This window comes from Miniimonas arenae (genome assembly GCF_006351005.1).
In the GTDB taxonomy this organism is placed as follows: Bacteria; Actinomycetota; Actinomycetes; order Actinomycetales; family Beutenbergiaceae; genus Miniimonas; species Miniimonas arenae.
Window position 1 is genome coordinate 37,809 of sequence record NZ_VENP01000010.1, and the last position, 24,134, is coordinate 61,942.

Annotated in this window: 20 protein-coding genes; 16 read left to right on the forward strand and 4 right to left on the reverse strand. The window is 75.0% G+C overall.

Features of this window, described 5'->3' with window-relative positions; genetic code table 11:
- Positions 1-44 precede the first annotated feature (44 nt).
- Positions 45-1,256 (reverse strand): hypothetical protein, encoded by a 1,212-nt coding sequence (locus FH969_RS04360; protein ID WP_139986263.1) that lies wholly within the window; start codon positions 1,254-1,256, stop codon positions 45-47.
- Positions 1,253-3,592 (reverse strand): glycogen debranching protein GlgX, encoded by a 2,340-nt coding sequence (glgX, locus tag FH969_RS04365; protein ID WP_139986264.1) that lies wholly within the window; start codon positions 3,590-3,592, stop codon positions 1,253-1,255. The genes FH969_RS04360 and glgX overlap by 4 nt, the downstream gene beginning before the upstream one ends.
- Positions 3,593-3,715: 123 nt before the next feature.
- On the opposite strand from glgX, the gene FH969_RS04370 reads away from it, so the two are divergent.
- From FH969_RS04370 to FH969_RS04390, 5 genes are read left to right on the forward strand one after another with little or no spacing between them, the layout of a single operon-like run.
- Complete coding sequence (locus FH969_RS04370) at positions 3,716-4,552, forward strand: electron transfer flavoprotein subunit beta/FixA family protein (protein ID WP_108717878.1); 837 nt, start codon at positions 3,716-3,718, stop codon at positions 4,550-4,552.
- Positions 4,549-5,394: an electron transfer flavoprotein subunit alpha/FixB family protein gene (locus FH969_RS04375; protein WP_108717877.1), complete on the forward strand. Its 846-nt coding sequence runs from the start codon at positions 4,549-4,551 to the stop codon at positions 5,392-5,394. Before FH969_RS04370 ends, FH969_RS04375 begins: the two co-directional genes overlap by 4 nt.
- Positions 5,395-5,407: 13 nt before the next feature.
- Positions 5,408-6,364 (forward strand): aminoglycoside phosphotransferase family protein, encoded by a 957-nt coding sequence (locus FH969_RS04380; protein ID WP_108717876.1) that lies wholly within the window; start codon positions 5,408-5,410, stop codon positions 6,362-6,364.
- A gap of 43 nt (positions 6,365-6,407) precedes the next feature.
- Complete coding sequence (locus tag FH969_RS04385; RefSeq protein ID WP_139986265.1) at positions 6,408-6,668, forward strand: hypothetical protein; 261 nt, start codon at positions 6,408-6,410, stop codon at positions 6,666-6,668.
- Complete coding sequence (locus FH969_RS04390; RefSeq protein ID WP_139986266.1) at positions 6,665-7,858, forward strand: cysteine desulfurase family protein; 1,194 nt, start codon at positions 6,665-6,667, stop codon at positions 7,856-7,858. Before FH969_RS04385 ends, FH969_RS04390 begins: the two co-directional genes overlap by 4 nt.
- Before the next feature lie 18 nt (positions 7,859-7,876).
- Here FH969_RS04390 and FH969_RS04395 read toward each other — a convergent pair whose 3' ends face one another.
- Positions 7,877-8,938, reverse strand: coding sequence for an NAD-dependent epimerase/dehydratase family protein (locus tag FH969_RS04395; RefSeq protein ID WP_108717873.1), 1,062 nt, complete (start codon positions 8,936-8,938; stop codon positions 7,877-7,879).
- A 30-nt stretch (positions 8,939-8,968) separates the two neighbouring features.
- Positions 8,969-10,264 carry a DUF4921 family protein gene (locus FH969_RS04400; protein ID WP_139986267.1) on the reverse strand — a complete coding sequence of 432 codons (1,296 nt, stop codon included), beginning with the start codon at positions 10,262-10,264 and terminating at the stop codon, positions 8,969-8,971.
- A gap of 268 nt (positions 10,265-10,532) precedes the next feature.
- Here FH969_RS04400 and FH969_RS04405 point away from each other — a divergent pair, with 268 nt between their 5' ends.
- The 11 genes from FH969_RS04405 to FH969_RS04455 all read left to right on the forward strand — a co-directional run bounded on the left by FH969_RS04405 (position 10,533) and on the right by FH969_RS04455 (position 24,068).
- Complete coding sequence (locus tag FH969_RS04405) at positions 10,533-11,480, forward strand: ABC transporter ATP-binding protein (protein ID WP_108717871.1); 948 nt, start codon at positions 10,533-10,535, stop codon at positions 11,478-11,480.
- Positions 11,473-12,528: an ABC transporter permease gene (locus FH969_RS04410; protein ID WP_246071697.1), complete on the forward strand. Its 1,056-nt coding sequence runs from the start codon at positions 11,473-11,475 to the stop codon at positions 12,526-12,528. Before FH969_RS04405 ends, FH969_RS04410 begins: the two co-directional genes overlap by 8 nt.
- A 23-nt stretch (positions 12,529-12,551) precedes the next feature.
- On the forward strand, positions 12,552-13,382 hold the full coding sequence (locus FH969_RS04415; protein ID WP_108719958.1) for an ABC transporter permease: 831 nt from the start codon (positions 12,552-12,554) through the stop codon (positions 13,380-13,382).
- Between the two features lie 104 nt (positions 13,383-13,486).
- Positions 13,487-14,674 carry a tRNA 2-thiouridine(34) synthase MnmA gene (gene mnmA, locus FH969_RS04420; RefSeq protein WP_108719957.1) on the forward strand — a complete coding sequence of 396 codons (1,188 nt, stop codon included), beginning with the start codon at positions 13,487-13,489 and terminating at the stop codon, positions 14,672-14,674.
- On the forward strand, positions 14,671-15,708 hold the full coding sequence (locus tag FH969_RS04425) for a uroporphyrinogen decarboxylase/cobalamine-independent methonine synthase family protein (protein ID WP_139986268.1): 1,038 nt from the start codon (positions 14,671-14,673) through the stop codon (positions 15,706-15,708). Before mnmA ends, FH969_RS04425 begins: the two co-directional genes overlap by 4 nt.
- A gap of 240 nt (positions 15,709-15,948) precedes the next feature.
- A complete protein-coding gene (gene ligA / locus FH969_RS04430) occupies positions 15,949-18,384 on the forward strand; it encodes an NAD-dependent DNA ligase LigA (protein WP_139986269.1) in 2,436 nt (811 codons plus the stop codon).
- Positions 18,385-18,497: 113 nt separating this feature from the next.
- Positions 18,498-19,226, forward strand: coding sequence for a TetR/AcrR family transcriptional regulator (locus FH969_RS04435; protein ID WP_139986270.1), 729 nt, complete (start codon positions 18,498-18,500; stop codon positions 19,224-19,226).
- On the forward strand, positions 19,223-20,806 hold the full coding sequence (locus tag FH969_RS04440; RefSeq protein ID WP_139986271.1) for an MDR family MFS transporter: 1,584 nt from the start codon (positions 19,223-19,225) through the stop codon (positions 20,804-20,806). The genes FH969_RS04435 and FH969_RS04440 overlap by 4 nt, the downstream gene beginning before the upstream one ends.
- Positions 20,807-20,914: 108 nt before the next feature.
- Complete coding sequence (locus FH969_RS04445) at positions 20,915-21,325, forward strand: pilus assembly protein CpaE (RefSeq protein WP_139986272.1); 411 nt, start codon at positions 20,915-20,917, stop codon at positions 21,323-21,325.
- Positions 21,322-22,059: a 5-oxoprolinase subunit PxpA gene (gene pxpA / locus FH969_RS04450; RefSeq protein ID WP_139986273.1), complete on the forward strand. Its 738-nt coding sequence runs from the start codon at positions 21,322-21,324 to the stop codon at positions 22,057-22,059. The genes FH969_RS04445 and pxpA overlap by 4 nt, the downstream gene beginning before the upstream one ends.
- Entirely contained in the window at positions 22,056-24,068 is a 2,013-nt protein-coding gene (locus tag FH969_RS04455) for a 5-oxoprolinase subunit B/C family protein (protein ID WP_139986274.1), read from the forward strand. Before pxpA ends, FH969_RS04455 begins: the two co-directional genes overlap by 4 nt.
- Positions 24,069-24,134: the final 66 nt, after the last annotated feature.

Genomic DNA, 24,134 nt, shown 5'->3' on the forward strand with positions numbered 1-24,134 from the left:
CCGGTGAGCGAACGGGCCGCCCCGAGTGCGGTCGGGGCAGCTCCTCAGGCGGTGGCGTCCGAGCGCGCCGCGCTCGCTGCCGTCGCCGTCGTCGTCGCGCTCGTCGTCGCCGCGCTCGTCGTCGCCGCGCTCGTCGTCGCCGCGCTCGTCGTCGTCGGGCCCCCGACCAGGCCGAGGTAGTGCGCCCGCACCCGGACCACGCGGCGCAGCTGCGCGGCGATGTCGTCGACGAGCTCGGTCCGGTACACGGCGTCGACCTGGACGTTGATCGCGTAGTAGAGCCCGTTGAAGGTCGCCAGGGCGAGCGACACCCGCACGAGCGTCTGGTCCAGGACGAGGTCGGTGCCCAGGAAGGTCACGGGCAGCGACCACGAGCCGCCGGAGACGCCCCACACCTCGCGCAGCTCGGGGGTGATGGCCAGCAGGCCGACGACGGCGAAGAACACCCCGGTCGCGATGCTCACCACGAGCACCTGGAGCAGCTGGGTGGCGGCGACCATCGCGACGAGGTTGCGCCGCTGGGGCACGCTGAACGCCGTGGCCTCGGGGGCGACCTCGCCGCGCGCCTCCTCGAGCACGGCGTCCGCCTCGCGCCGCGCGCCGACCCCGGTGAGCACCACGACGAGCAGCACGAAGAAAGCCGCGAGGGCGACGTCGGCCTGTCCGGAGATGGTGTCGAACACCTGCCACAGCTCGGTGGTGAAGAACAGCACGATCGAGAAGACGAGCACGAGCGGCAGCAGCCGCACGAGCCGCCGCAGCGACGTGCCGAGCTGTCCGGCCAGGCGTGCCGTGCCCCAGCCCAGCGTCTGCAGCAGGCCGAACCCGACGAGGACCCGCAGCGCGAGCAGGATCGCGAGGTTGGCCCCCACCAGGACGAGGGCGGAGCGCCACGACCCGCCCAGCAGCCCGGCGACCAGACCGGGGACGAGCACGAAGAACGTGAGCTCGGGCGCCCGCACGGACTGCGGCAGGCTCGTGGCGCGGCGCCCGCGCAGCACGTTGAGCAGCGCGTAGCTCCCGCTCAGCAGCGCGAGGCCGCCGAGCACGGCGAGGGCGTTCTGCCACGGCGACCACCGGCTGCTGATCGACGCCGCCACCTCGAGCACGCCGACGACGAGCAGGAACGGCGCCGAGCGGCCGAAGACGTCGCGGCCGAGGGAGTGCTCCTCCACCAGCAGCGGCAGGCCCTGGCGCCGGAAGAAGCGTTCGCACTGCCGACGCGTCAGGGCCGGCTCGCCGTCGGGCAGCGTCATCGTGAGAGGTAGAACCGGATGCTCAGGGGCTCGACCGGGACCACCTCGCCGGCGTCGGGGTGCAGCGCCCCGGCCACGGCGGCGTCGCGCAGCTCGGCGGGCGTCTCCCACACGGAGTCCCAGACGAGGTCCCAGCCGCGGCCGCGGGCGGGAGCGAGCGTGACGTCGACCTCGTTGAGCGCCCCGTTGAGCACCAGCAGGAAGTCCCGGGCGCCGGCGATCTCGTGGGCGATGGCGGCGCGCGGGTCGATCGCGGCGCCTCCCGCCCGGCGCATCTGGAGCACGCGGCGGTAGGGGTTGTGCCAGGCGTGCCCCTCCATGGGGGCGCCGTCCTCGGCGAACCAGGCCAGATCGATGAACGGGTCGTTGGACCGGGGGCGTCCGTAGGCGAACCGGGTGGGCCGCAGCGCCGGGTTGGCGCGACGCAGCTCGAGCAGGTAGCGGCTCGTCGCCAGGAGCTCCTCGCGCCAGGTGTTGAGGTCCCAGCTCACCCACGAGATCTCGGAGTCCTGGCAGTAGGCGTTGTTGTTGCCCTGCTGCGTCCGGCCGAACTCGTCGCCCGCGGTGATCATCGGCGTGCCCGCGGCCGCGATCATCGTGGCGAGCAGGTTGCGGATCGAGCGACGGCGGATCGGCAGCAGGTCCGAGCCGGGGGCGCCCGCCTCGATCCGGCCCTCGACACCGTGGTTCCACGAGAGGTTGTTGTCGCTGCCGTCGCGGTTGCTCTCGCCGTTGGCCTCGTTGTGCTTGTGGTCGTACGCGACGAGGTCGGCCAGCGTGAACCCGTCGTGCGCCGTCACGTAGTTGACGCTCGCCGTCGGGCCGCGGTCGAAGTGGTGGAACATGTCGGCCGACCCGGACAGCCGGGTCGCGAGGTCGCGCAGGTCGTGCGGCGCCCCCTGGTCGCCGTGCGCGAGCGCGCGGGCGTCGGCGAGCCAGAACCGGCGCGCCGCGTCGCGGAAGCGGTCGTTCCACTCGTGCAGCGGCGGCGGGAACTGGCCCGTGCGCCATCCCGACGGGCCCACGTCCCACGGCTCGGCGATGAGCTTGACGTCCCCGACGACTTGGTCGGTCGCCATCGCGACGAGGAAGGGGTGGTCGGGGGTGAACTCTCCGGCGCGCCGGGCGAGCGTCACCGCGAGGTCGAACCGGAACCCGTCCACGCCGATCTCGCCGACCCAGTGGCGCAGCGAGTCCAGCGTCAGCTTGACGACCTGCTGGCGGCGGAAGTCCAGGGAGTTCCCGGTCCCGGTGACGTCGGCGTACCGGGCGGGCGTGCCGCCGTCGTGCAGGTAGTAGCCGGTGTTGTCCAGGCCCCGCAGGCTCAGCAGGGGCCCATCGACGCCGCCCTCGGCCGTGTGGTTGTAGACGACGTCGAGGATCACCTCGATGCCTGCGTCGTGCAGCGCGTCCACCATCGCCTTGACCTCGGCCTCGACGGCGCCCGGCCCGGCGGCCCGGGACGCCGCCGTCGCGTAGCGCGGCTCGGGCGCGAAGAACCCGAGCGTGGAGTAGCCCCAGTAGTTCTGCCGACCCTGTGCGGCGATCGCGTGCTCGGTGAACGAGGCATGGATCGGCAGCAGCTCGAGCGTCGTCACGCCGAGCCGGACGAGGTGCTCGATCACGGCCGGGTGCGCAAGCCCGGCGTAGGTGCCGCGCAGCTGCTGCGGGATGTCGTACCGCTGCAGCGTGAGGCCGCGCACGTGCGCCTCGTACACGACGGTGTGGGCCCAGGGGGTGCGCGGGCGCCGGTCGAGGCGGGCCTGCGTGGTCTCGGCGTCCTCGTGGTCCAGCACGACGCCGTGCGCCACGTAGGGCGCGGAGTCGCGGGTGTCCATGGTGGCGACGCCGTGGTGGGTGGCGCGCACGTCCTGCACGCGGTGCCCGAAGACCTCCGGGACGAGCTCGACCTCGCCGTCGATGCCGCGCGCATACGGGTCGAGCAGGAGCTTGTGCGGGTTGTGGAACGCACCGGCCGCGGGGTTCCAGTCCCCGTGCACCCGGAACCCGTACCGCTGGCCGGGGCGCACGTCGGGCACGTGCGCGTGCCAGAGGCCGTGCCGGGCGCGCAGCAGGCCGATCCGCTCCTCGCGCAGCGCCTCGCGCGGACCGTGCAGCAGCACGAGGTCGACGGCGCGGACCTGACCGACCGACACCACGACGTCGATGCCGTCGCCCACCGGGTGCGCGCCCAGGCGTGCGAGCGAGCGCGCGGGCGAGGAGGCCAGCGGCGCCGGGTCGAGGATCCGGGCGCCGGACAGCTCGACGAGCGGGTCGACCAGGCGGTCAGGACCCTCGGGCTCGTCGGGCAGGGAGGCGTGCGGGAGCGCTGTCATGGCAGGGCACATCCTCGCACTCGCGGCTGTGGGCGGCGAGAACGTTCTCCTCGCGCGTCGCGGGCGCGACCGACCCGAGGACGGAACGCCCGAGCACCACGGCGCGCCTGGCAGGCTAGGGGGATGCGTGTCGTCGTTCTCGTCAAGCAGGTGCCCGACATCGTCTCCGACCGCCGGCTCGGCGACGACCACCGCCTCGTGCGCACCGAGCGCGACGCGGTGCTCAACGAGATCGACGAGGGTGCCCTGGAGACCGCCCTGCGCGCGGGTGACGCCCTGGGGGCGACGGTGGTCGCGGTGACCATGGGTCCGCCGTCGGCGGCCGGCGTCGTGCGCAAGGCGCTGCAGGTCGGTGCGAGCCTCGGCGTGCACGTGCTGGACGACGCGCTCGCGGGGAGCGACGCCGTCGGGACCGCGCGCGTCCTGGCCGCGGCCGTCCGCCTGCTGGCGCAGGAGGAGGGCGACGGCGACGGTGGCGTCGGGCTGGTCGTCGCCGGCATGGCCGCCCTGGACGGCCTGTCCAGCGTGGTCCCCGCGCTCGTCGCCGCCGAGCTCGGCTGGCCGGTCGCGTCGTTCGCGGACTCGGTCGAGATCACGCCGGGCGACGAGAGCCAGGGCGCCGCGGTGACGGTCTCGCGCGATACCGACGCGGGGGAGGAGACGCTGCGCGCGACGCTGCCGGCCGTCGTCTCGGTGACCGACACGATCGCCTCGCTGCGGGTGCCGAGCTTCCAGACGATGCTCGCGGCGCGCAAGGCGACGCTGCGGGTGCTCACGGCCGCGGACCTCGGACTCGAGCCCGGCGAGCGTGGCGGCGTCGGCGCAGCCGGTGCGCGCGCCGTCGTGACGCAGGCCGCACCCCGGCCGCCGCGGCCGGCACCGGAGGTGGTGACGCGCGACGGCGCGGCCGCCCTGGTCGACTTCCTCGCCGCGCGCGGGCTGCTGGAGGTGGGCGCGTGAGCGCCGTCGTCGCCGCCGCGCACGGCGAGGTGCCCGGCGACCTCGCGCGGCTGGCCGCCCGGCTCGGCGACGTGCACACCGTGACCCCGGACGGGACGTCCGCCCAGGCCGCCACCGCGATCGTGACGCTCGCGCGCGAGGTGGGCGCCGACGTCGTGCTGCTGCCCGTCTCGCGCTGGGCGAGCGAGGTCGGGGCGCTCGTGGCGCACGCGCTTCGCGCCGGGATCGTGGCCGACGCGCACACGGCGCGCCGCACCCCGGACGGGGTGAGCGCGGACAAGCGGGAGCTGGGCGGGACCTGGGACGTCACGTGCGACGTGCGCGGTGCCGCGGTGGTGCTCGCGGCCCCGGTGGCCGACGACGGCGAGGTGCCCGACGTCGTCGCGCACGAGGTGGCCGTCCCGGACGCCGCCGCGGTGGGGCGCGACGTGGAGGTCCTCGCGCGCACCGAGCACGAGCGCGACGGCGTGGCGCTCGCGGACGCGGCGGCGGTGGTGGCCGGCGGTCGCGGCCTCGCCGGCGACCTCGAGCCGGTCCGCGCCCTCGCGGACGCGCTCGGCGCGGCGGTCGGCGCGACCCGCGACATCGTCGAGGAGGACTGGATCGGGCACGAGGCCATGGTCGGCCAGACCGGCACGATGATCGCGCCGCGGCTCTACATCGGGGCCGGCATCTCGGGCGCGCCGCACCACATGCTCGGCATGCGTGCCGCCGAGGTCATCGTGGCCGTCAACACCGACCCCGACGCCCCTCTCATGCAGACCGCGGACCTCGCGATCGTGGGCGACGCGGGCGAGATACTCACGCGGGCGGCCGAGCTCGTCCGCGCGCGGCGCGGCTGACCCGGCGGACCGCGTGACCCGGCGGCGGCCCACGTGGCCCGAGCTGCCCGACGGCGTGCGTCGCCTCGTCGAGGCGCGCCTGGGCCGGCCCGTGGTCGCCTGGGCGAGCCACGACTCGGGCTACTCGCCCGGACCGGCGCTCACGCTCACCGCGGCCGACGGCGAGCGGCTGTTCGTCAAGGCCGCGGACGGCGCGGTCAACCCCGACGCGCTGCGGTTCCACCGCCGCGAGGCGGTCATCGCCGGCTCGCTGCCCGCGGCGGTCCCGACGCCGCGGCTGCGCTGGGTCGAGGAGGCGGTGCTCCCGGGGGAGGACGGTCAGGGTGACGTGCCGTGGGTCGTGCTGGCGTTCGACGTCGTGGACGGCCGCCACCCCCGGGTGCCCTGGGTGCGCGCCGACGTCGACGCCGTCGCGCGCGTGTTCACGCGCCTCGCGGGCGTGACCGCGCCGGCCGGGCTGCCCGCCCTCGCCGACCGCACGGGCTTCGACGGGTGGCGCGAGCTCGCGGGCGGGACCCGCGACGCGGCCGGCCTGGCGACCTACGACCCGTGGGTGACCGCGAACCTCGAGCGGCTGGCCGTGCTCGAGGCGGGCTGGCCCGCGGCGGTCGCGGGCGAGACGCTCCTGCACCACGACGTCCGGGGCGACAACGTGCTCCTCACCCGCGACGGCGAGGCGGTTCTCGTGGACTGGCCGCACGCCGCGCGCGGCGCCGCGTTCTGCGACCTGCTCGGCTGGCTCCCGGCACTGCGCCTGGAGGGCGGACCCGCGCCCGAGGACGTGCTCGCCGACCACCCGCTCGCGCGCGCCGCGGACCCCGACGCCGTGACCGCGTTCGGCGTGGCGCTCGCGGGCTACTTCGTGGCCTCCTCGCTCGAGCCGCCCCCGCCCGGGATCCCGCACCTGCGGGCGTTCCAGCGCGCGCAGGGGCAGGTGTGCGTCGCGTGGCTCGCCGGACGGCTGCGATGAGCACGCGCTCGACGCGACCCGGACGGTGTGGGAGCGTGGCCCGATGACCTCCGCAACCGGCGAGCAGCCCCCGCGGTGGAGCGGTCAGAGCCGCCTCTACCGGATGGCGCGGCGCTTCTTCGGACCCGCGCAGCTCTCGCGGCACGACCTGGCCACGCCCGTGACCGACGTCGAGCGCGACCGTGAGCGCCGGCTGCAGTCCACGCTCGAGCGCGTGGAGCGCCCCGACGGCAGCTCCTACGTGGTGCGGCGCGAGGTGACGAACGACGCGGACACCGGCCCGACCGGCTCGACCTGCCCGTGAGCGTCTACCTCGACCACGCCGCGACCACGACGGTCCGTCCGGCCGCGCTGGCCGCCCTCGCCCGCGCTGCCGAGCGGGTGGGCAACCCGAGCTCGTTGCACGGTGCCGGCCGCGCGGCCCGCAGCACCCTCGAGGACGCCCGCGAGCGGATCGCCGCGGCCCTGGGGGCCGAGCCCGCCGAGGTCGCTCTCACCTCCGGTGGGTGCGAGGCGGACACGCTCGCGGTGGTCGGGGGGTACCTCGCCGCGCGCGCCGCGGACCCGGCTCGACGGCGGGTGGTCACCTCCGCCGTCGAGCACGCCGCGGTGCGGGGCGCGGGCCGCGCGGTGGCCGAGGTGCACGGCGGCACGCACGTCGTCGCGCCGGTCGGGCCCGACGGCGTGCTCGACGTCGCCGCGCTCGAGGCGGAGCTCGCGGCGCACGCGCGGGAGACCGCCGTCGTGAGCGTGATGGTGGCGAACAACGAGACGGGCGCGATCCAGCCGGTCGAGGCGGTCGTCGCCGCGGTCCGCCGGGAAGCGGGGAACGCCGTGCTCGTGCACGCCGACGCCGTGCAGGCCGTGGGTCACGTGCCGGTCGACTTCGGGGCGAGCGACCTGGACGCCCTCAGCCTCTCGGGGCACAAGCTCGGCGCTCCCGCGGGGATCGGCGCGCTCCTGGTCCAGCGCACCACGCCGCTCGCACCGGTGATCCACGGGTCGGGGCAGGAGCGCGGGGTGCGGTCCGGCACGGTCCCGGTGGCGCTCGCGGCCGCGCTCGCCGTCGCGATCGAGGAGGCGGTGGCCGAGCTCGAGACCGAGGCCGCGCGGCTCGCGGGCCTGCGGGACGAGCTCGAGCGCGGCGTGCGCGCGAGCGTGCCGGACGTGCGCGTCAACGCCGCCGACGCGCGGCTGCCCGGCTTCCTGCACCTCACCCTCCCGGGCGCCGACGTGGACGCGCTGCTGTTCGCGCTGGACTCCTGGGGTGTGCAGGCGTCCGCGGGGGCGGCGTGCCACGCGGGGGTGACCCAGCCGAGCGAGGTGATGCTCGCCGTCGGCGACGACGAGCGGCTAGCGCGCAGCGTGCTGCGCCTCACCCTGGGCTGGACCTCGACCGCCACCGACGTGGAGCGGGCGCTCGCGGTGCTGCCGCGCGCGGTGGAGCGGGCCCGCGCGGCGGGTGCGGTGGCCGCGCGGTACGCGGCCGGCTGAGGCGCCCTCGTCGGGCGGCTACTCCTCGCCCGCCTGCTCCTCGCCGGCCTCCTGGGCCGGCTCGTGGTGGCGCGAGAGCGCGGGCGTCCAACCCTCGCGCCGCTGCGCGACGCCGCGGGCCGCGGTGGCGAGCACGTCCGCGGCCGACCACGTGGGCACGACGCCGAGCAGGTCGCGAGCACGCGTCGTGTCGAGCACGGGCTGGCCGGCGAGCGTGTCCAGCCACTCGGGTCGGGCGCGCACGAGGTGCGCCCACCAGGCGGCGCGGTGCGTCGTCCGGGCGAGCGAGCGGGAGACCTCCACGAGGCGTGCGGCGCCGATCGCCTCGGCGACCTGCTCGCCGTCGAGCACCTCGGGGGAGGCGACGTTGAACGCGCCCGGGACCCGGCGCTCGACCGCGGAGACGAGCGCTGCCGCGACGTCGTCCGCGTGCGCGACCTGGAGCCCGAGCCCCTCGGGCCAGAGCAGCAGCGGCACCTTCTCGCCCAGCCCGACGCGCGGCAGGAACAGGCCCGCGTGCCGGCGCACGAGCTCGGCGCCGGCGGCCTCCTGCAGCGTGATCGCCGGCCGCAACCGCGTGACGACCACGCGCGGGTGGCGGTTGGAGAACTCGTCGACGAGTCGCTCGAGACCGACCTTGTCCAGGGACAGGGGCGAGTCGGCGATCCCGGTCGTCGGCCAGGTCTCGTCCCGCGGCTCGTCGCCGAACGAGGCGGCGTAGACGCTCGCGCACGAGGCCACGACGAGGTGTCGCGCGCGGGTCGCGGCGCGCAGCACGGAGCGGGTGATCGCCACGTTCGCGGCCGTGGCCGCGGTCGCCGAGCGCTCCGCCGACCACGCGAGGTGCACGACGGCGTCCGCCCCGATGGCGATGTCGGCGAGCGCGCGGGCGCCGGAGGAGTCGGGGCCGGCGACGTCGAGCCAGTGGTGCCGGACCCGGGCGACGCCCCCGAGGTCGGGCAGGCGCCCGGGACCGCGCCGCGAGACGGCGTCGACGCTGGTCACCGTCTGGCGCTGGGCGATCGCCCGCAGCAGCGCTGTCCCGATGTTGCCCGTGGCACCTACGACGACGATCCGCATGGTCCAAGCCTGGCAGATCCCGGGGGCGGGTCAGGCGTAGCGCAGCCGCAGGTCGGCGGCCGTCACCTCGTCGCCGATCCGCAGGGGGGCGACGGCGCCCTCCTCGCGCAGCGCGAGCAGCTCGGTGACCACGCGTTCGCGGACCGTCCAGGGGTCGATCGTGTTGACGTAGATCTTGGTGCCGCCCTCGAAGCCTGCGGGCACGTGGACGCGCCACTTGATCACCGCGCGCCAGGGCATCGGCGCCGCCAGCTCGGGCGGGCGGTGGTGCCACTCCTCGTTCGTGGGCACGGCCGGCCCGGTCGCGGCGTGCACGGCGTGCAGCAGGTCGGAGAACCCGCGCATCTCCTGCGGGGTGTGCTCCCACGGCAGCTGGCGGTCGGAGGTGGAGTAGACCTCGACGCCCGGGTAGCGGTGCCCGACCCCGGCGAGGGCGACGGCGTGGTCGTTCGCGGCGATCACGAGGCGGTCCCCGCGCGCGAGGTCGACGACCGCGCGCTGGTACAGCAGCGGGTCCTCGCGCAGCATGCCCGCCTCGCGCTGGAGCTGCGGACCGTTGGCGTCGATCGCGACGAGCTGCTTGTGCAGGTGCTCGAACGAGGCGCCGGCCTCGCGCAGCCAGTTCTGGAACACGGCCACGTACCGCGCCGCGGGCTGGCGCGCGTAGAGATCGGCGAGCGTGTCGACCGTGAACGCGATGAAGTCGGCGTGCTCGGCCGGCGTAAGCGTGCCCGCCGATGCGAGCTGGTCGGTGTGCGTCGCGCCGTCGACGACGTGCCGGCGCGCCACCACGAGGTCGTGCGAGCCGGCGAGGAGGTCGACCGTCGCCTCCAGCAGCGCTGCGGCGTCCCCGGCGGCGGGGGCGACCACGCCCGCGCTCGTCGCGCGGTGGTGCAGGAGGTCGCGGACGTGGGCCTCGCCCTCGGGCTCGGCCAGGTAGGCCGTGGCCCAGGCGACGGTGTCCGCGCTCGGGATGAAGCCGTGGTTGACCCGCCAGGAGGTGGTCGAGACGATCTCGAAGAGGTTGGCGAACCGGCGCACCTGCGCGACGTCGTCGAACAGGTGCGAGGCGAGGCGGCGCCGGTCGATCCGGGCGCCGTCGGGGGTGCGGACGAGTCGGGACTTCTCGGGCGTGGTCTCGAGGTAGCGGTCGGAGCAGAACGCGCACAGTCGGCTCGCGGCGCCCGGCTCGAGAGCCTCGTGCGGCACCTGAGCCCGGTCCAGCGGGCGGTGCGAACGCCCCGGCACCGACCAGACCTGTGTCCCCGTCAGGGGTCCCACCTGCATCACCGTGCCGTCCGCGAGCCGGACCAGGGGATGCGCCATGCGTCCAGGATTCCAGCGGAACCTGAGAGTTCGCGCCACGCGGCGGGGGTCCGCGGTCACAACATCGCAACGATTCACGGTTGCCCTCGTCACGAGCGAGCGGGTGCCGTTACCGAACCGTGACCGAACCTGCCGGAGGCGGCTGCCAGACCGCGACGCGCGCAGGCACGCGGTCACGCGGGCCGGGGGGCGGGCGTCCGGCCGCGACGCGCGGAGGCACCCGGGAGTCGGTTTCGACGATGTCGGAGCCGCCGGGTAGCGTCCGAGCGTGCCTCAGACATCCCCCGAACCGGTCATCCGCGCGCGCGGCCTGACGAAGACGTACGGCGCGTTCACGGCGGTCGACGCGATCGACTTCGACGTCGCGCCCGGTGAGTCCTTCGGCCTGCTGGGGCCGAACGGCGCGGGCAAGTCGACCACGATGCGCATGATCAGCGCCGTGTCGCGGCGCACCGCGGGGGAGCTCTCGGTGCTGGGTCTGGACCCGGAGACGCACGGGCCGGAGATCCGCTCGCAGCTCGGCGTGGTGCCGCAGGAGGACAACCTCGACACCGAGCTCACGGCGCGCGACAACCTCGTGCTCTACGGCCGCTACTTCGGGCTGTCGCGCGCGGTCTGCCGCGAGCGCGCCGAGGAGCTGCTCGCGTTCGCGCAGCTGCAGGACAAGGCCGGCGCCAAGGCGGACGACCTCTCGGGCGGGATGAAGCGACGCCTCACGATCGCGCGCGGGCTCATGAACACGCCGCAGATCTTCATGCTCGACGAGCCGACCACCGGCCTGGACCCGCAGGCCCGCCACGTGCTGTGGGACCGCCTGTTCCGGCTCAAGGAGCAGGGCACCACGCTCGTGATCACGACCCACTACATGGACGAGGCCGAGCAGCTGTGCGACCGGCTGATCGTCGTGGACAAGGGCTCGATCATGGCCGAGGGCTCGCCGGCGGAGCTCATCCGGCGCTACTCCTCCCGTGAGGTGCTCGAGGTCCGGTTCGGGTCGGACCGCAACGCGGCCGCCGCCGAGGAGGTCGCCGCGATCGGCCGGCTCGCCGAGCGGGTCGAGGTGCTGCCGGACCGCCTGCTCGTCTACACGCCCGACGGCGAGGGCGCGCTCGAGCGCGTCGTCGAGCGCGGGCTGCGGCCCACCACGTCGCTGGTGCGCCGCTCGAGCCTCGAGGACGTGTTCCTGCGACTGACGGGGAGGTCGCTCGTTGACTGACGACATCAGGCCGGGAGCAGGCTCGGCGACGGGAGCCCCGACGACCGGCTCGACCACCGGCTCCCCGACGACGGGCGCCCCGACGACGGGCGGCTCGCCCACGGGCGGCTCGACCACCGACCTCGACGGCGCCGCGTACGTCGAGCGCGCGAGGATCGACACCACGCGCGCCTCGGACGGCACGCGGCTGCGCGTCAACGCGCTCGGTGTCGACGAGCCCCTGGCCACCCGCACCGCCGCCGCCCTCGCCGGGGGCGTCGTCCCGCGGCGTCGCGGCTGGTGGTACGTCACCGAGTCGTTCGTCGTCCAGATGCGCCGCTACGGCGGCACGCTGCTGGTCGGCGCGATCGGCTCGCCGCTGCTGTACCTGCTCGGTCTCGGGCTCGGCCTCGCGGCGGTCATCGACGCCACGGTGGCCGACGGCGCGAACGGCCCGGTCGACTACGTGACGTTCGTGGCCCCCGCGCTCCTCGTCACGGCGGGCGTGAGCGTCACGCAGGAGGAGTTCACCTACACCGTGATGGGGGGCTTCAAGTGGCACAAGACGTTCTTCGCGATCAACGCCTCCCCGGTCTCCCCGCGCCAGCTGCTGGGCGGCATGGTGCTCGCGGTGACCTTCCGGATCCTGCTCGTCACAGGGGTGTACTACCTGGCCATCGTGCTCTTCGGGGCGGTGGACCGGCCCCTGCTCGGGGCACTCACGGTGCTCACCGGTGCGCTCGCGGCGCTCGCGTTCGGGCTGCCGCTGCTCGCGTACTCCGCCTCGCTCACCGAGGACAAGGGCCAGTTCGCGCTCGTCCAGCGGTTCATCTTCATGCCGCTGTTCCTCTTCTCCGGCACGTTCTACCCGCTGACCACCCTGCCGGTGTACCTGCAGTGGATCGGCTGGATCTCGCCCGTGTGGCACGGGGCCGAGTTGGGGCGTGTGCTGTCCTACGGCGCGCCGACGCCGGGCAGGCTCGTCGTCGTGCACGTCGGTGTGCTGGTGGCGCTCGCCGTCGTGGGCGGCACGATCGCCGGACGCACGTTCACGAGGAGGCTGCGGTGAGCGGGGGAGCGGACGTGACGCAGGTGAGGGTCGGGGAGAGCGCGGCTCCGCCGTCGCGCACCGGCTGGCGCGCGGTGCGCGCGCTGTACTCGGGCAACGCCCGCATCGTGGTGATCCGCGGGCTGCTGGCGACCAGGACCAGCAACTGGGTCGTCGTGGTGTCGGGCTTCTTCGAGCCCGTGTTCTTCCTTCTCGCGATGGGCGTGGGGCTCGGCACCTACATCGGTGACGTCGAGCTGCCGGGCGGTGAGCAGGTCTCGTACGCGGCGTTCATCGCGCCCGCGCTGCTCGCGGTGTCCGCCATGAACGGGGCGGTCTACGACTCGACGTGGAACGTGTTCTTCAAGTTGCGGTTCGCGAAGCTCTACCAGACGATGCTGACCACGCGGCTCGGACCGCTGGACGTCGCGCTCGGCGAGATCTGCTACGCGCTGCTGCGCGGGGTGGCGTACGCGGCCGGCTTCCTCGTCGTGATGCAGCTCATGGGGCTCAACGGGTCGTGGACGGCGCTCGCGGCGCTGCCCGCCGTCGTGCTCATCGCGTTCGCGTTCGCGAGCGTCGGGATGGCGGTGACGAGCTACATGAAGACCTTCCAGCAGATGGACTGGATCAACTTCGTCATGCTCCCGATGTTCCTGTTCTCGGCCACGTTCTACCCGATCACGGTGTACCCCGAGGCGATCCAGTGGCTCATCAAGGTGCTGCCGCTGTGGCATGCCGTGGAGCTCGTGCGCGGCCTGACGCTGGGCGTCGCGGACACGATGACCCTGGTGCACGTCGGCTACTTCCTCGTCATGATCGGGCTCGGGCTCGTCTTCGCGACCTCCCGGCTGCGGGCCCTGTTCCAGGACTGAGGGGCAGTGGTGGGGCGGGTTCGTAGAATCGACCCCGTTCCGGAGGTCGCGGTGACGTGCCGAGCGTGCCCGACGCTCCCTCCCCGACCCGTCTGGAGGACCCCGTGCGCGTGCTCGCAGCACTGTCCGGCGGCGTCGACTCCGCCGTCGCCGCCGCGCGCGCCGTCGACGCCGGCCACGAGGTGGTCGGGGTGCACATGGCGCTGAGCCGCAGCCGTGCGCAGCACCGCAGCGGCAGCCGCGGCTGCTGCTCCATCGAGGACGCCTCGGACGCACGCCGCGCCGCCGACGTGCTCGGCATCCCGTACTACGTCTGGGACCTGTCGGCGGAGTTCACCGAGACGGTCGTCGCGGACTTCGTCGCCGAGTACGCCGCCGGGCGCACCCCCAACCCGTGCGTGCGCTGCAACGAGCACATCAAGTTCGCCGCGCTCCTGGACCGCGGCCTCGCGCTCGGTTTCGACGCCGTCGCGACCGGCCACTACGCACGCCTCGTCGAGGGCGCCGCGGGGCCGCAGCTGCACCGCGCCGTCGACGCGGCGAAGGACCAGTCCTACGTCCTGGCCGTCATGGGCCCCGACCGGCTCGCCCGCGCGCTGTTCCCGCTCGGCGACGCGCCCAGCAAGGACGCCGTGCGTGCCGAGGCCGCCGCCCGCGGGCTCTCCGTGAGCGCCAAGCCCGACTCCTACGACATCTGCTTCGTGGCCGACGGCGACACCCAGGGCTTCCTGCGGGCGCACCTGGGCTCGCGCCCGGGTGAGGTGGTCGACGCCGGCGGGACGGTCCTGGGGACCCACGACGGCGCCTACGCCTACACGGTCGGCCAGCGCAAGGGTCTCGGCCTGGACCGGCCGGCCCCCGACGGCCGACCGCGCTACGTGCTCGGCGTCGACACGGCCGCCAACCGCGTCGTCGTGGGGCCCTCGGAGCTGCTGTCCGTGCGCGTCGTCGTGGGGCACGCCGTCGTCTGGCTCGCCTCGGACGTGCCCTGCGCGGCGCCCACGCGCGTCCTCGTGCAGGTGCGTGCGCACGGCGAGGCGGTCCCCGCGCTCGTGGTGCGCGACGGCGAGCGCCTGCTCGTGCGCCTCGACGCGCCCCTGCGTGGGCTCGCCCCGGGGCAGTCGCTCGTGGTCTACGGCGCGGGCCCGGACGGTGCCGCCTCGGCCGACGACGCGACCGATGCCGGTCCCGACCCCTCGGACCGGGTCCTGGGTCAGGCCACGATCGCGGTGGCCGGCTCGGGGGCGGCGAGCGAGGTCGAGCGGGGCCTGGGCGTCGGGGCGCCGGCATGAGCGACGCCGTCGCGATCGCCGGTCCGTCGGGCTGGCCGGGGGAGGACGCCTACGCGGCCCACCTCGCCGCGCTCGACGTGCTCGCGGACCCGCCCAGCGGCGTGGCCGGCGTCCCGGGGCTGCTCGCGCTGCCGAACCGGGGGCCGTGGGCGCAGCCTGCGGGCCGCGCGCTCGCGCTCGCCGAGAGCATGCCCGCGAGCCTCGAGCCCCACGGGTGGCGGCTGGCCCTCGTGCCGGGCGCGGACCAGCAGCTCGCGCGGCGCTACCTGCGCGCCGACGTCGAGGCGCTCGCGCTCGCCTCGGCAGGCTGGCAGGGCCCCGTGACGCTGCCGGTGCTCGGCCCGTTCTCCCTCGCCGCCGTGCTCTGGCTGCCGGTGGGGGAGCGGGTGGTGGGCGACGCCGCGGCCCTGGCCGACCTCGTGAGCTCCCTCGCGCTGGGGATCGAGCGGCACGTCGCCGAGGTGAGCGCCGCGCGTGAGGTGGTCGCGGGGTCGGACGACCCGGGCGCCGGGGCCGAGGTCGTGCTGCACGAGCCGTTCATGCCGGCGATCCTCGCGGGCTCGGTCCCCTCGTTCTCGGGCATGAGTCGCCTGCGCGCGATCGCGCCCGAGGTCGTGGCGGACACGCTCACGCGCGGGTTCGCGGCCCTTCCGGGGACGCGCGTCGTCGTCCAGGTCGTGCCCGACCCGGACGTCATCAGCGCCGTCGGCGCCGCGCGGCCGTTCGCGCTGCAGCTCGACACCGCGCGGCTCGACGCGCGCGGCTGGGACGCGCTCGCCGAGCAGGTGGAGGCCGGGGTCCAGGTGCGCCACGCCGTCGTGCCGCACGCCCGCGCCGACGAGCGGGCCGATCCCGGCGCCGTCGCACGCTCGGTGCTCGAGCCGTGGCGCGCGACCGGGCTCACGACGGCGGACCAGCCCGTCGTGGTCCTGCCGCGTCCCGGGCTCTCGGAGGTGACGCCCGGTGCCGCCGCGGCCACGCTGCGCGCGACCGCCCGCGCGGCGCTCTCGCTCGGGGAGCTGCTCGCCTCCTGAACGGGCTTCCCCGGGGTCCGAGCGGCACGATGCACGGCGATCGCGGGACTGCGACGGCGTGCGCTCCCGGCTGGGGACCGATCTGGCCGGGTTCGCGGCGGTGGCGCTGCGCCATGCGACGGGGGTGGCCCACCGCGGCCACGACTTCCAGCACATCGCAGTGGCCACGGGTCTGGACGTGGTCGATCTGCGCTGGATCGCAGCGGCGGGGATGTCGCAGGCTCGGGTCACAATGGCCCCATGACGAGCCAGCCCACCGTCCCCGCCGACCCCACGCCGCCGGAGGCCCGGCAGCGCTGGGAGGCGCTCGCGGAGGAGATCCGGGCCGCCCGGGCCGCCTACTACGAGGACGACGCGCCGACGATCAGCGATGCGGAGTTCGACGCGATGATGCGCGAGCTCATCTCCCTCGAGCAGGACTTTCCGGCCCTGCGCTCCCCGGACTCCCCGACCCAGGTGGTGGGCGGCGCGCCGTCGGCGACGTTCTCGGCCGTGCGTCACCTCGAACCGATGTACTCGCTCGAGAACGCGTTCTCCGCCGAGGAGATCGCCGCCTGGTACGACCGGGCGCTGCGCGTGCTCGAGGCGCCACCCCGGCTCCTGACCGAGCTCAAGATCGACGGCCTCGCCATCGCGCTCACCTACGAGCGCGGGCGCCTGGTCCGTGCCGCTACGCGCGGTGACGGTGTGACGGGCGAGGACGTGACCGCGAACGTGCGCACCATCGGCTCGATCCCGCACGAGCTCGCGGGTGATCCGCACGCCCATCCCGCGGTGGTGGAGGTGCGCGGGGAGATCTTCTTCCCGGTCGAGGGCTTCGCGGCGGTGAACGAGGCGCAGGTCGCCGCCGGCAAGGCTCCCTTCGCGAACCCGCGTAACGCTGCGGCGGGATCGCTGCGCCAGAAGGACCCGGCCGTGACGGCCTCCCGACCGCTCGACATGTACGTGCACGGGCTCGGGGCGCTGGACTGGGGCGTCGCGGACCCGGGCGAGGACGCGCCGGACTCGCTCTCGGGGACCTACCGGCTCCTGGCGTCGTGGGGCCTGCCGATCTCGCCGTACACCGAGCCGGCGCACGACCTGGCCGACGTCTCGCGCCGGATCGAGCAGGTCGGCGAGGACCGGCACGGGTTCCGCCACGAGATCGACGGCCTCGTGATCAAGGTCGACGCGTTCGCCGACCAGCGCCGGCTCGGGTTCACCTCCCGCACTCCACGCTGGGCGATCGCGTTCAAGTACCCGCCCGAGGAGGTGTACACCAGGCTCCTCGCCATCGAGGTCGGGATCGGGCGCACGGGCCGCGCCACGCCGTTCGGCGTGATGGAGCCGGTCCTCGTCTCGGGGTCGACCGTGCGCCAGGCCACGCTGCACAACCAGGACGTCGTCCGGGCGAAGGGGGTTCGGCCCGGGGACATGGTCGTGCTGCGCAAGGCGGGCGACGTGATCCCCGAGATCCTCGGCCCGGCGCCCGCCGCGCCGGACGACGACTACCCGCGCACGGACTGGCAGATGCCGACGAGCTGCCCGGTGTGCGGCACCGAGCTGCGTCCGATGAAGGAGGGCGACGTCGATCTGCGCTGTCCCAACGCCGAGACCTGCGCCGCCCAGGTGCGGGGCCGGCTGGGGCACATCGGCTCGCGCGGCGGGCTGGACATCGAGGTTCTCGGAGAGGTCACCGCGGCCGCGCTCACCCAGCCGGAGTCTCCGGCGCAGCCACCCCTGCACAACGAGGCCGACCTGTTCGCGCTCGTCGGATACCCCGCGGACGCGGACGAGGAGACCCGCAGCCGGGTCCGGGAGCGCAGCCTCGACACGCTCATGCCCGTCGTGGCGATCGTGCGGGACCCGGAGACCGGGCTTCCGCGTCGGGAAGAGTCCGGGGAGGTCCGCGTCCGCACGCCGTTCCGCCGGAAGGTGACGTACTCGAAGGCGCGGCGCGCGCAGGCGGAGGCCGCCGGCGAGGCCCTGCCCGAGTTCGTCCCGTCGGCGGCTGCGCTCACCCTGCTCGACGAGCTGGACCGAGCCAAGACGAAGGACCTGTGGCGTGTGCTCGTCTCGCTCAACATCCGCCACGTGGGACCGGTGGCGGCCCGCGCGCTCGCCGCGCACTTCGGCTCGCTCACGGCCATGCGTGCGGCCAGCCAGGAGGAGCTGGCCGCGGTCGACGGCGTGGGTCCCGTGATCGCGGCCTCGTTCCGGGAGTGGTTCGAGGTTCCCTGGCACGAGCAGATCGTCCGGAACTGGGAACGCGACGGCGTGCGGACCGCGACACCGGGCCACCCCGGGCCGGGCGCGGGTGCCGCGCCGGGGGAGGGCGGCATCCTCGCCGGGCTCACCGTCGTGGTGACCGGGGCCGTGGAGGGGTACTCGCGCGACGAGGCCAAGGAGGCGATCCTGGCCCGTGGCGGGAAGGCGGCCGGCTCGGTGTCGAAGCGGACCGACGTCGTGGTGCTCGGCCCCGGCGCGGGGTCGAAGGAGGCCAAGGCGCGGGAGCTCGGCCTGCCGATCCTCGACCAGTCGGCGTTCGGGGACCTCCTGGCACGGGGCCGGGACGCCATCCCGGGTCCTGTCGAGGAGGCGGACGCCGAGCAGGACGAGTCCGCGACGCCGAAGAGTGCCGACAAGGCGGTCGCGGACGACGCGGCCGCGGACGAACCCGCGGCGGACGACGCCTGAGGGGGGCCGGTCGCGTCGCGCACCACGGCGCGTCCCTGGCGTCCTCCTGAGGGTGAGGCACGTCACCCACCCTGCGGTCGCTGCACATTTGCAGTGGGTGCAATAATCTCCAGGTGCCCACGCTCCGCGCCCGCAAGAAGGCCGCCCGTCACGACGCCTTCGTCGACGCCGCACGTCGCCTCGTGCGGGAGCGCGGCCTCGACGGGGTCACGGTGGAGGACGTCTGCGACGTCGTCGGCGTGTCACCCCGGACGTTCTTCAACTACTTCGCCACGAAGGAGGACGCCGTGCTCGGCGTCCCGGTCGACACCGCCATCGGCGCCCCGCAGACGCGCGAGGCCTTCGCGGCCGGCGGCCCGACCGGCGACCTGCTCGAGGACTGCGGCCGGCTGGTCGCCGAGATCCTCGCGCAGGACGAGGAGGGTCGCGACGAGCTGGCCGAGCTGCTCGAGCTCGTGCACTCCGAGCCCAAGCTGCTCGTGCGGCACCTCGCCTGGATGGAGACCCAGCGCCGCGCCCTGCAGGACCTGATCACCCGGCGCGAGGAGGTGCGTCCCAGCGGCGTGGACCCCGTCGTCACCGCGACCACGGTCGTGGCCATGTTCCGCGCCGCGGTCCTCACCTGGCGTGGCGACGCGACGCCGGGCCACCACGCGCCCGGCGACCCCCCGCCCGACGCGACTCCCGCGACCGAGGCGGGCTCCGCCGTCGTGCGCTGCGCGCCCCACCACGCCCCGGGCGTCTTCGGCAGTCCCGAGGACGCCGTCACCCACGTGCTCGCCCAGGTCCGGCGCCTGGCGGGCGGCACCATCCACCAGCAGGAAGCACAGGGAGCACCATGACCGAGCCGACTCCGGCGCTCGTCGAGCACGACGCGGGCCGAGCGCCCGTCGTCCTCACCCAGCGCACGATCTGGATCATCTTCGGCGCCCTGATGGCGTCGATGTTCCTCTCCTCGCTCGACCAGTCGATCGTTGGCACCGCGATGCCCACGATCGTCGGCGAGCTCGACGGCGTGGAGCACCAGGGCTGGCTGATCACCGCCTACATCCTCGCGATCGCCGTCGTGATGCCGCTCTACGGCAAGGTCGGCGACGTCGTCGGGCGGCGGTGGCCGTTCCTCGTCGCGATCGCGCTCTTCACGATCGGGTCCGCGGGCTCGGGCTTCGCGCAGACGTTCCCCGAGCTCGTCGCCTGGCGCGGTGTGCAGGGGCTCGGCGGCGGTGGCCTCATCATCCTGTCGCAGGCGATCATCGCCGACATCGTCCCGGCCCGCGAGCGCGGCAAGTACATGGGTCCGATGGGCGCCCTGTTCGGCATCTCCGCCGTCGTGGGCCCGCTGCTCGGTGGCTGGTTCACCGAGGGTCCGGGGTGGCGCTGGTCGTTCTGGGTCAACGTGCCGGTCGGGATCGCCGCGATCGTCGTGTCTTGGTTCGCGCTCAAGCTTCCCAGCCACAAGGACTCCAAGCCGTTCGACTACCTCGGCGCCATCCTCGTGGTGCTCGCGACCTCCGGAATCGTGCTCGTGACGAGCTGGGAGTCGCTGGTCGGCGGCTCCGGCTACGACTGGAGCGACGGCCGCCTCATCGGGCTCGTCGTCGCCACCGCGGTCGCGATCGCGCTGTTCATCGTGGTCGAGCTGCGCGCGACCGACCCGCTCATCCCGCTGCGGCTCTTCCGCAACTCGACGTTCACGGTCGCCACGATCATCGGCCTCGTGATGGGCATGGGCATGTTCTCGGCGCTCGCGTTCCTGCCGACGTTCCTGCAGATGTCCACCGGCGCGGGGGTGACCGAGTCCGGCTTCCTCATGCTGCCGATGATGGTCGGCGTCATGCTCACCGCCATCGGCTCGGGCCTCGCGATCACGAAGACCGGGCGCTACAAGCTGTTCCCGATCGTCGGCCTCGCGATCACGGCCGCCGGCATGGTGTGGCTCACCACGATCACCGGTGACATGTCGATGGTGCTGTTCGGCGCCATGATCTTCGTCCTCGGCGTCGGGCTCGGCCTCACGATGCAGACGATCGTGCTCGCCGTGCAGAACTCGGTGGACCCGCACGAGATCGGCGTCGCGACGAGCTCGAACAACTTCTTCCGCGAGATCGGCGCCGCGGTCGGCACCGCGCTCTTCTCGACGATCTTCACCACGAAGCTCACGTCGAACCTGCTCGCGGTGCTGCCCGCCGGTCAGGACGGGGGCGACAGCGCGGGGTCGCTCACGCCGTCGGCGGTCGCGCAGCTGCCGGAGCCGCTGCACACCCAGATCGTCGACGCGTACACGAACGCCCTCGCGCCGAGCTTCTGGTACCTCGTGCCGCTCGTGCTCGTCGGGCTGGTCGCGGCCCTGTTCCTCAAGGAGGTCAAGCTCTCCGACACCGCAGGCATGGTGGCGCGCGGGGAGGCGGTCGCGGCGCACTGACGCCCTGGCGCTGGACGGCGGGCACCCCGCGGCGTCGCCCGATGCGGGAACCACCCGCCGGAGCCCGCCGAATCAGTCGCGCGCGAGGGCGCGGGCCATACTGCGGAGATGATCTCTCCCGACCTGGCCCGCGCCCTCGCCGCGTCCGGACTGCGCTGGACGCCGCGGTCCGGGGACGTGTTTATGATCCCGGGGGGCGAGCTCGACGGCGAGACGTTCGTCGTCTCCGAGCTCACCATCGAGCCGCGCGAGTACCTCAGCGGGACGATCCTCGCCTTCAACGGCACCACCGAGTGGGCGCTGGACTCCGCGGCCGTCGAGGACACGCTCTGGCTCCCGCGCGAGGACCAGCTGCGCGAGGCGCTCGACCACCAGTTCATCTCGCTCGAGCGCGACGCGGGGGAGTACCTCGTGCGCACCGCGAGTGCGCTCGGCAGCGGCTCCTACCGTGCGCCCTCCGCGCCCGACGCCTACGCCGAGGCCTTGCTGGCGCTGCTGCGGCGGAACGAGACGCCGTGACCGACGCGACGGACGCCCCGCGGATCGACCTCAACGCCGACCTGGGCGAGGGCGCCGGCGACGACGAGGCGATCCTCGACGTCGTGACGAGCGCGTCGATCGCGTGCGGCGGGCACGCGGGCGACGCCGTCTCGATGCGACTGGCGCTCACCCGCGCGCGCGAGCGCGGGGTCGCCGTCGGGGCCCACCCGTCCTACGTCGACCGCGAGCACTTCGGCCGACGCAGCCTCGACGTCGAGGCCCGGGTCCTGCAGGCGCAGCTCACCGACCAGGTGCGCGCGCTCGCGGACGCCGCGGCGGACGTCGGCACGACGGTGCGGTACGTCAAGCCGCACGGCGCGCTGTACAACACCGCGATGGTCGACCCGGCGGTCGCCGACGTCGTCCTCGCGGTCGCCGCGACCGCGCTCGCGGCGCCCCTGCCCGTGTTCGCCCTGCCCGGGTCGGTGCTGGCACGACGGGCGACGGCCGCGGGGGTGGGCGTCGCCGTCGTGCCCGAGGCGTTCGCCGACCGCGCGGCCCGGGCCGACGGCACGCTCGTGCCGCGCGGTGAACCGGGCGCCGTGCTGACCGAGCCCGAGGAGGTGCGTGCCCGCGTGGCCGGCCTCGCCGCGCACGCGCGCACCGTCTGCGTGCACGGCGACACCCCGGGCGCGCTGACACTCGCGCGGGCGGCGCGGACCGGGCTCGAGGCGGCGGGCTTTCGCCTCGAGCCGGTGCTCGACGCCTCGTGACCGCTGCGACCGGGCCCACCGGCCAGGGCGATCCAGGCGGGCCGACGGCGCCTCCCGGACCCTCGGCGCCCGCTGGGGACGCGACTCCCGCGGGGGCCGGGGCGTGCGGCGGGGTCATCGCGCGCACCGAGGGCACCGGACGCCCGCGGGTGCGCCCCTACGGCGAGGCTGCCCTGCTCGTCGACGTGCCCACGGCCGCGCACGCGCGTGCGCTCGGCGCGCTCGCGCGCGAGCTGCCCGACGTCGAGGACGTCGTCCCCGCGGCGTCGTCCCTGCTCGTGCGGGTCGCCCTGCCCGAGGCCACCGCACTCGTCGCGGCGCGACTCGCCGCGCTCGGCACGCCCGCGCCCGAGAGCGGCACGCCGGGGCGGCACGTCGAGATCCCGGTGACGTACGACGGCGAGGACCTCCCCGCGCTGGCGGCGCACCTCGGGCTGAGCGTGGGCGAGGTCGTGGCGCGGCACAGCGCGCCGCGCTACACGGCGGCGTTCGCGGGCTTCGCGCCCGGCTTCGTCTACCTCGAGGGCGTGCCCGTCGAGCTCGTGGTCCCCCGGCGGTCCGAGCCGCGAAAGCGCGTCCCGCGCGGCGCCGTGGCGCTGGCGGCCGGCTACACCGCCGTCTACCCGCGCGAGAGCCCGGGCGGCTGGCACCTGCTCGGTCGCACCGAGGTGACGCTGTTCGACCCGACCCGCGCGGAGCCGGCCCTCGTCCGCCCGGGTGACACCGTGTCCTTCGTGCCGGACGCGGTGCCCCGCTCGGCGGCGGCCCTGCCGGTGGACTCGGCGGACGGTTCGGCGGGCAGTTCGTCGGGCGGCGCCGTGGCCCACCGAGGCGCGCCTCCGGCGACGAAGAGCGGCCCGGTGGCGGTCTGCCCGGACCCGACCCGTGGCAGGTCGACGGCAGGTGGCAGGTCGACGGCAGTCGAGGTGCTCGCGCCCGGGCCGCTCACGATCGTGACCGACCTCGGCCGCGCGGGCCGGGCCGACGTGGGCGTCGCGCCGTCGGGCGCCTTCGACGTCGACGCGCACCGCACCGCCAACGCGCTCGTGGGCAACGACGAGGGCGCCGCGACGCTCGAGGTCCTGCTGGGCCCGCTGGTGCTCAGGGCCGACGGCGCGGTCGTGCTCGCCGTCGTCGGTCCGGCGGTGCCGGTGCGGGTGAACGGGCTCGCCGTCGAGAGCGGACGCGCGATCGTGGTGCCCGCCGGCACTCGCCTGGAGGTCGGACCCGCCTCCGCGGGCCTGCGCTGCTGGGTGGCGGTCGCTGGGGGCTGGGACGTCCCGCCGGTGGTCGGCTCGCGTGCTCGCGACACCCTCGCCGGGCTCGGACCCGAGCCGCTCGCAGCGGGGACCGTGCTGACAGTGGGTCGCGCCCACCGTGCGCACCGCCACGTCGGCTGCGACTCGCGCACCGCGGCCCGGGGCACCGCGCGCACCGGTGCCGGTGCCGATGCCGGTGTCGGTGCCGGTGTCGGTGCCGATGCCGGTGCCGGTGCCCATCGCAGTGCGGATGCCGGTGCTGTCCCAAAGAGCGGCACAAGCGTCCGACCCGCGGGCGACTCGAGGGCGGGAGCTCCCGAGCCCACGCGGCGCACGCCGGACGCGGCAGCGCCGCCCGGCCGCGTCGCGGAGCTGCCCGTGCTCCCGCCGCCGCGACCGGAGCTGCTGGCGCCGGGCGCCTGGGACGCGATGCTCGACTCCGCGTACATCGTGAGTCACGAGGCCAACCGCGTCGCCGTCCGCCTCGACGGGCCGGCCGTCGCGACGCGCGCCCCGGCCGATCTGCCCTCCCAAGGGCTCGTGGCCGGCGCGGTGCAGGTCCCGCCGTCGGGGCGGCCGGTCGTGTTCGGACCAGATCACCCGCTCACCGGCGGCTACCCGGTCGCGGCCGTGCTCACCTCGGCGGGTCTCGCCCGCCTGGCACAGCTGCGACCCGGTGCGGCCGTGCGGTTCGTCACCGCGCCGGCCGGTGACAACCCTGCGGGTGACAGCCCTGCGTGGGGCTCGTGATCGGCTGGTTCCTGCACCGCCGTCGCATCCGCCGTCGCATCCGCCGTCTCGCCGTCAAGCGCTGAC

Excerpts from the sequence above, each read along its gene's own strand:
- FH969_RS04360 (WP_139986263.1), bottom strand. The coding sequence starts at position 1,256 with ATGACGCTGCCCGACGGCGAGCCGGCCCTGACGCGTCGGCAGTGCGAA.
- glgX (WP_139986264.1), bottom strand. The coding sequence starts at position 3,592 with ATGACAGCGCTCCCGCACGCCTCCCTGCCCGACGAGCCCGAGGGTCCT.
- FH969_RS04370 (WP_108717878.1), top strand. The coding sequence starts at position 3,716 with ATGCGTGTCGTCGTTCTCGTCAAGCAGGTGCCCGACATCGTCTCCGAC.
- FH969_RS04385 (WP_139986265.1), top strand. The coding sequence starts at position 6,408 with ATGACCTCCGCAACCGGCGAGCAGCCCCCGCGGTGGAGCGGTCAGAGC.
- FH969_RS04395 (WP_108717873.1), bottom strand. The coding sequence starts at position 8,938 with ATGCGGATCGTCGTCGTAGGTGCCACGGGCAACATCGGGACAGCGCTG.
- FH969_RS04400 (WP_139986267.1), bottom strand. The coding sequence starts at position 10,264 with ATGGCGCATCCCCTGGTCCGGCTCGCGGACGGCACGGTGATGCAGGTG.
- FH969_RS04425 (WP_139986268.1), top strand. The coding sequence starts at position 14,671 with ATGAGCGACGCCGTCGCGATCGCCGGTCCGTCGGGCTGGCCGGGGGAG.
- ligA (WP_139986269.1), top strand. The coding sequence starts at position 15,949 with ATGACGAGCCAGCCCACCGTCCCCGCCGACCCCACGCCGCCGGAGGCC.
- FH969_RS04440 (WP_139986271.1), top strand. The coding sequence starts at position 19,223 with ATGACCGAGCCGACTCCGGCGCTCGTCGAGCACGACGCGGGCCGAGCG.
- FH969_RS04445 (WP_139986272.1), top strand. The coding sequence starts at position 20,915 with ATGATCTCTCCCGACCTGGCCCGCGCCCTCGCCGCGTCCGGACTGCGC.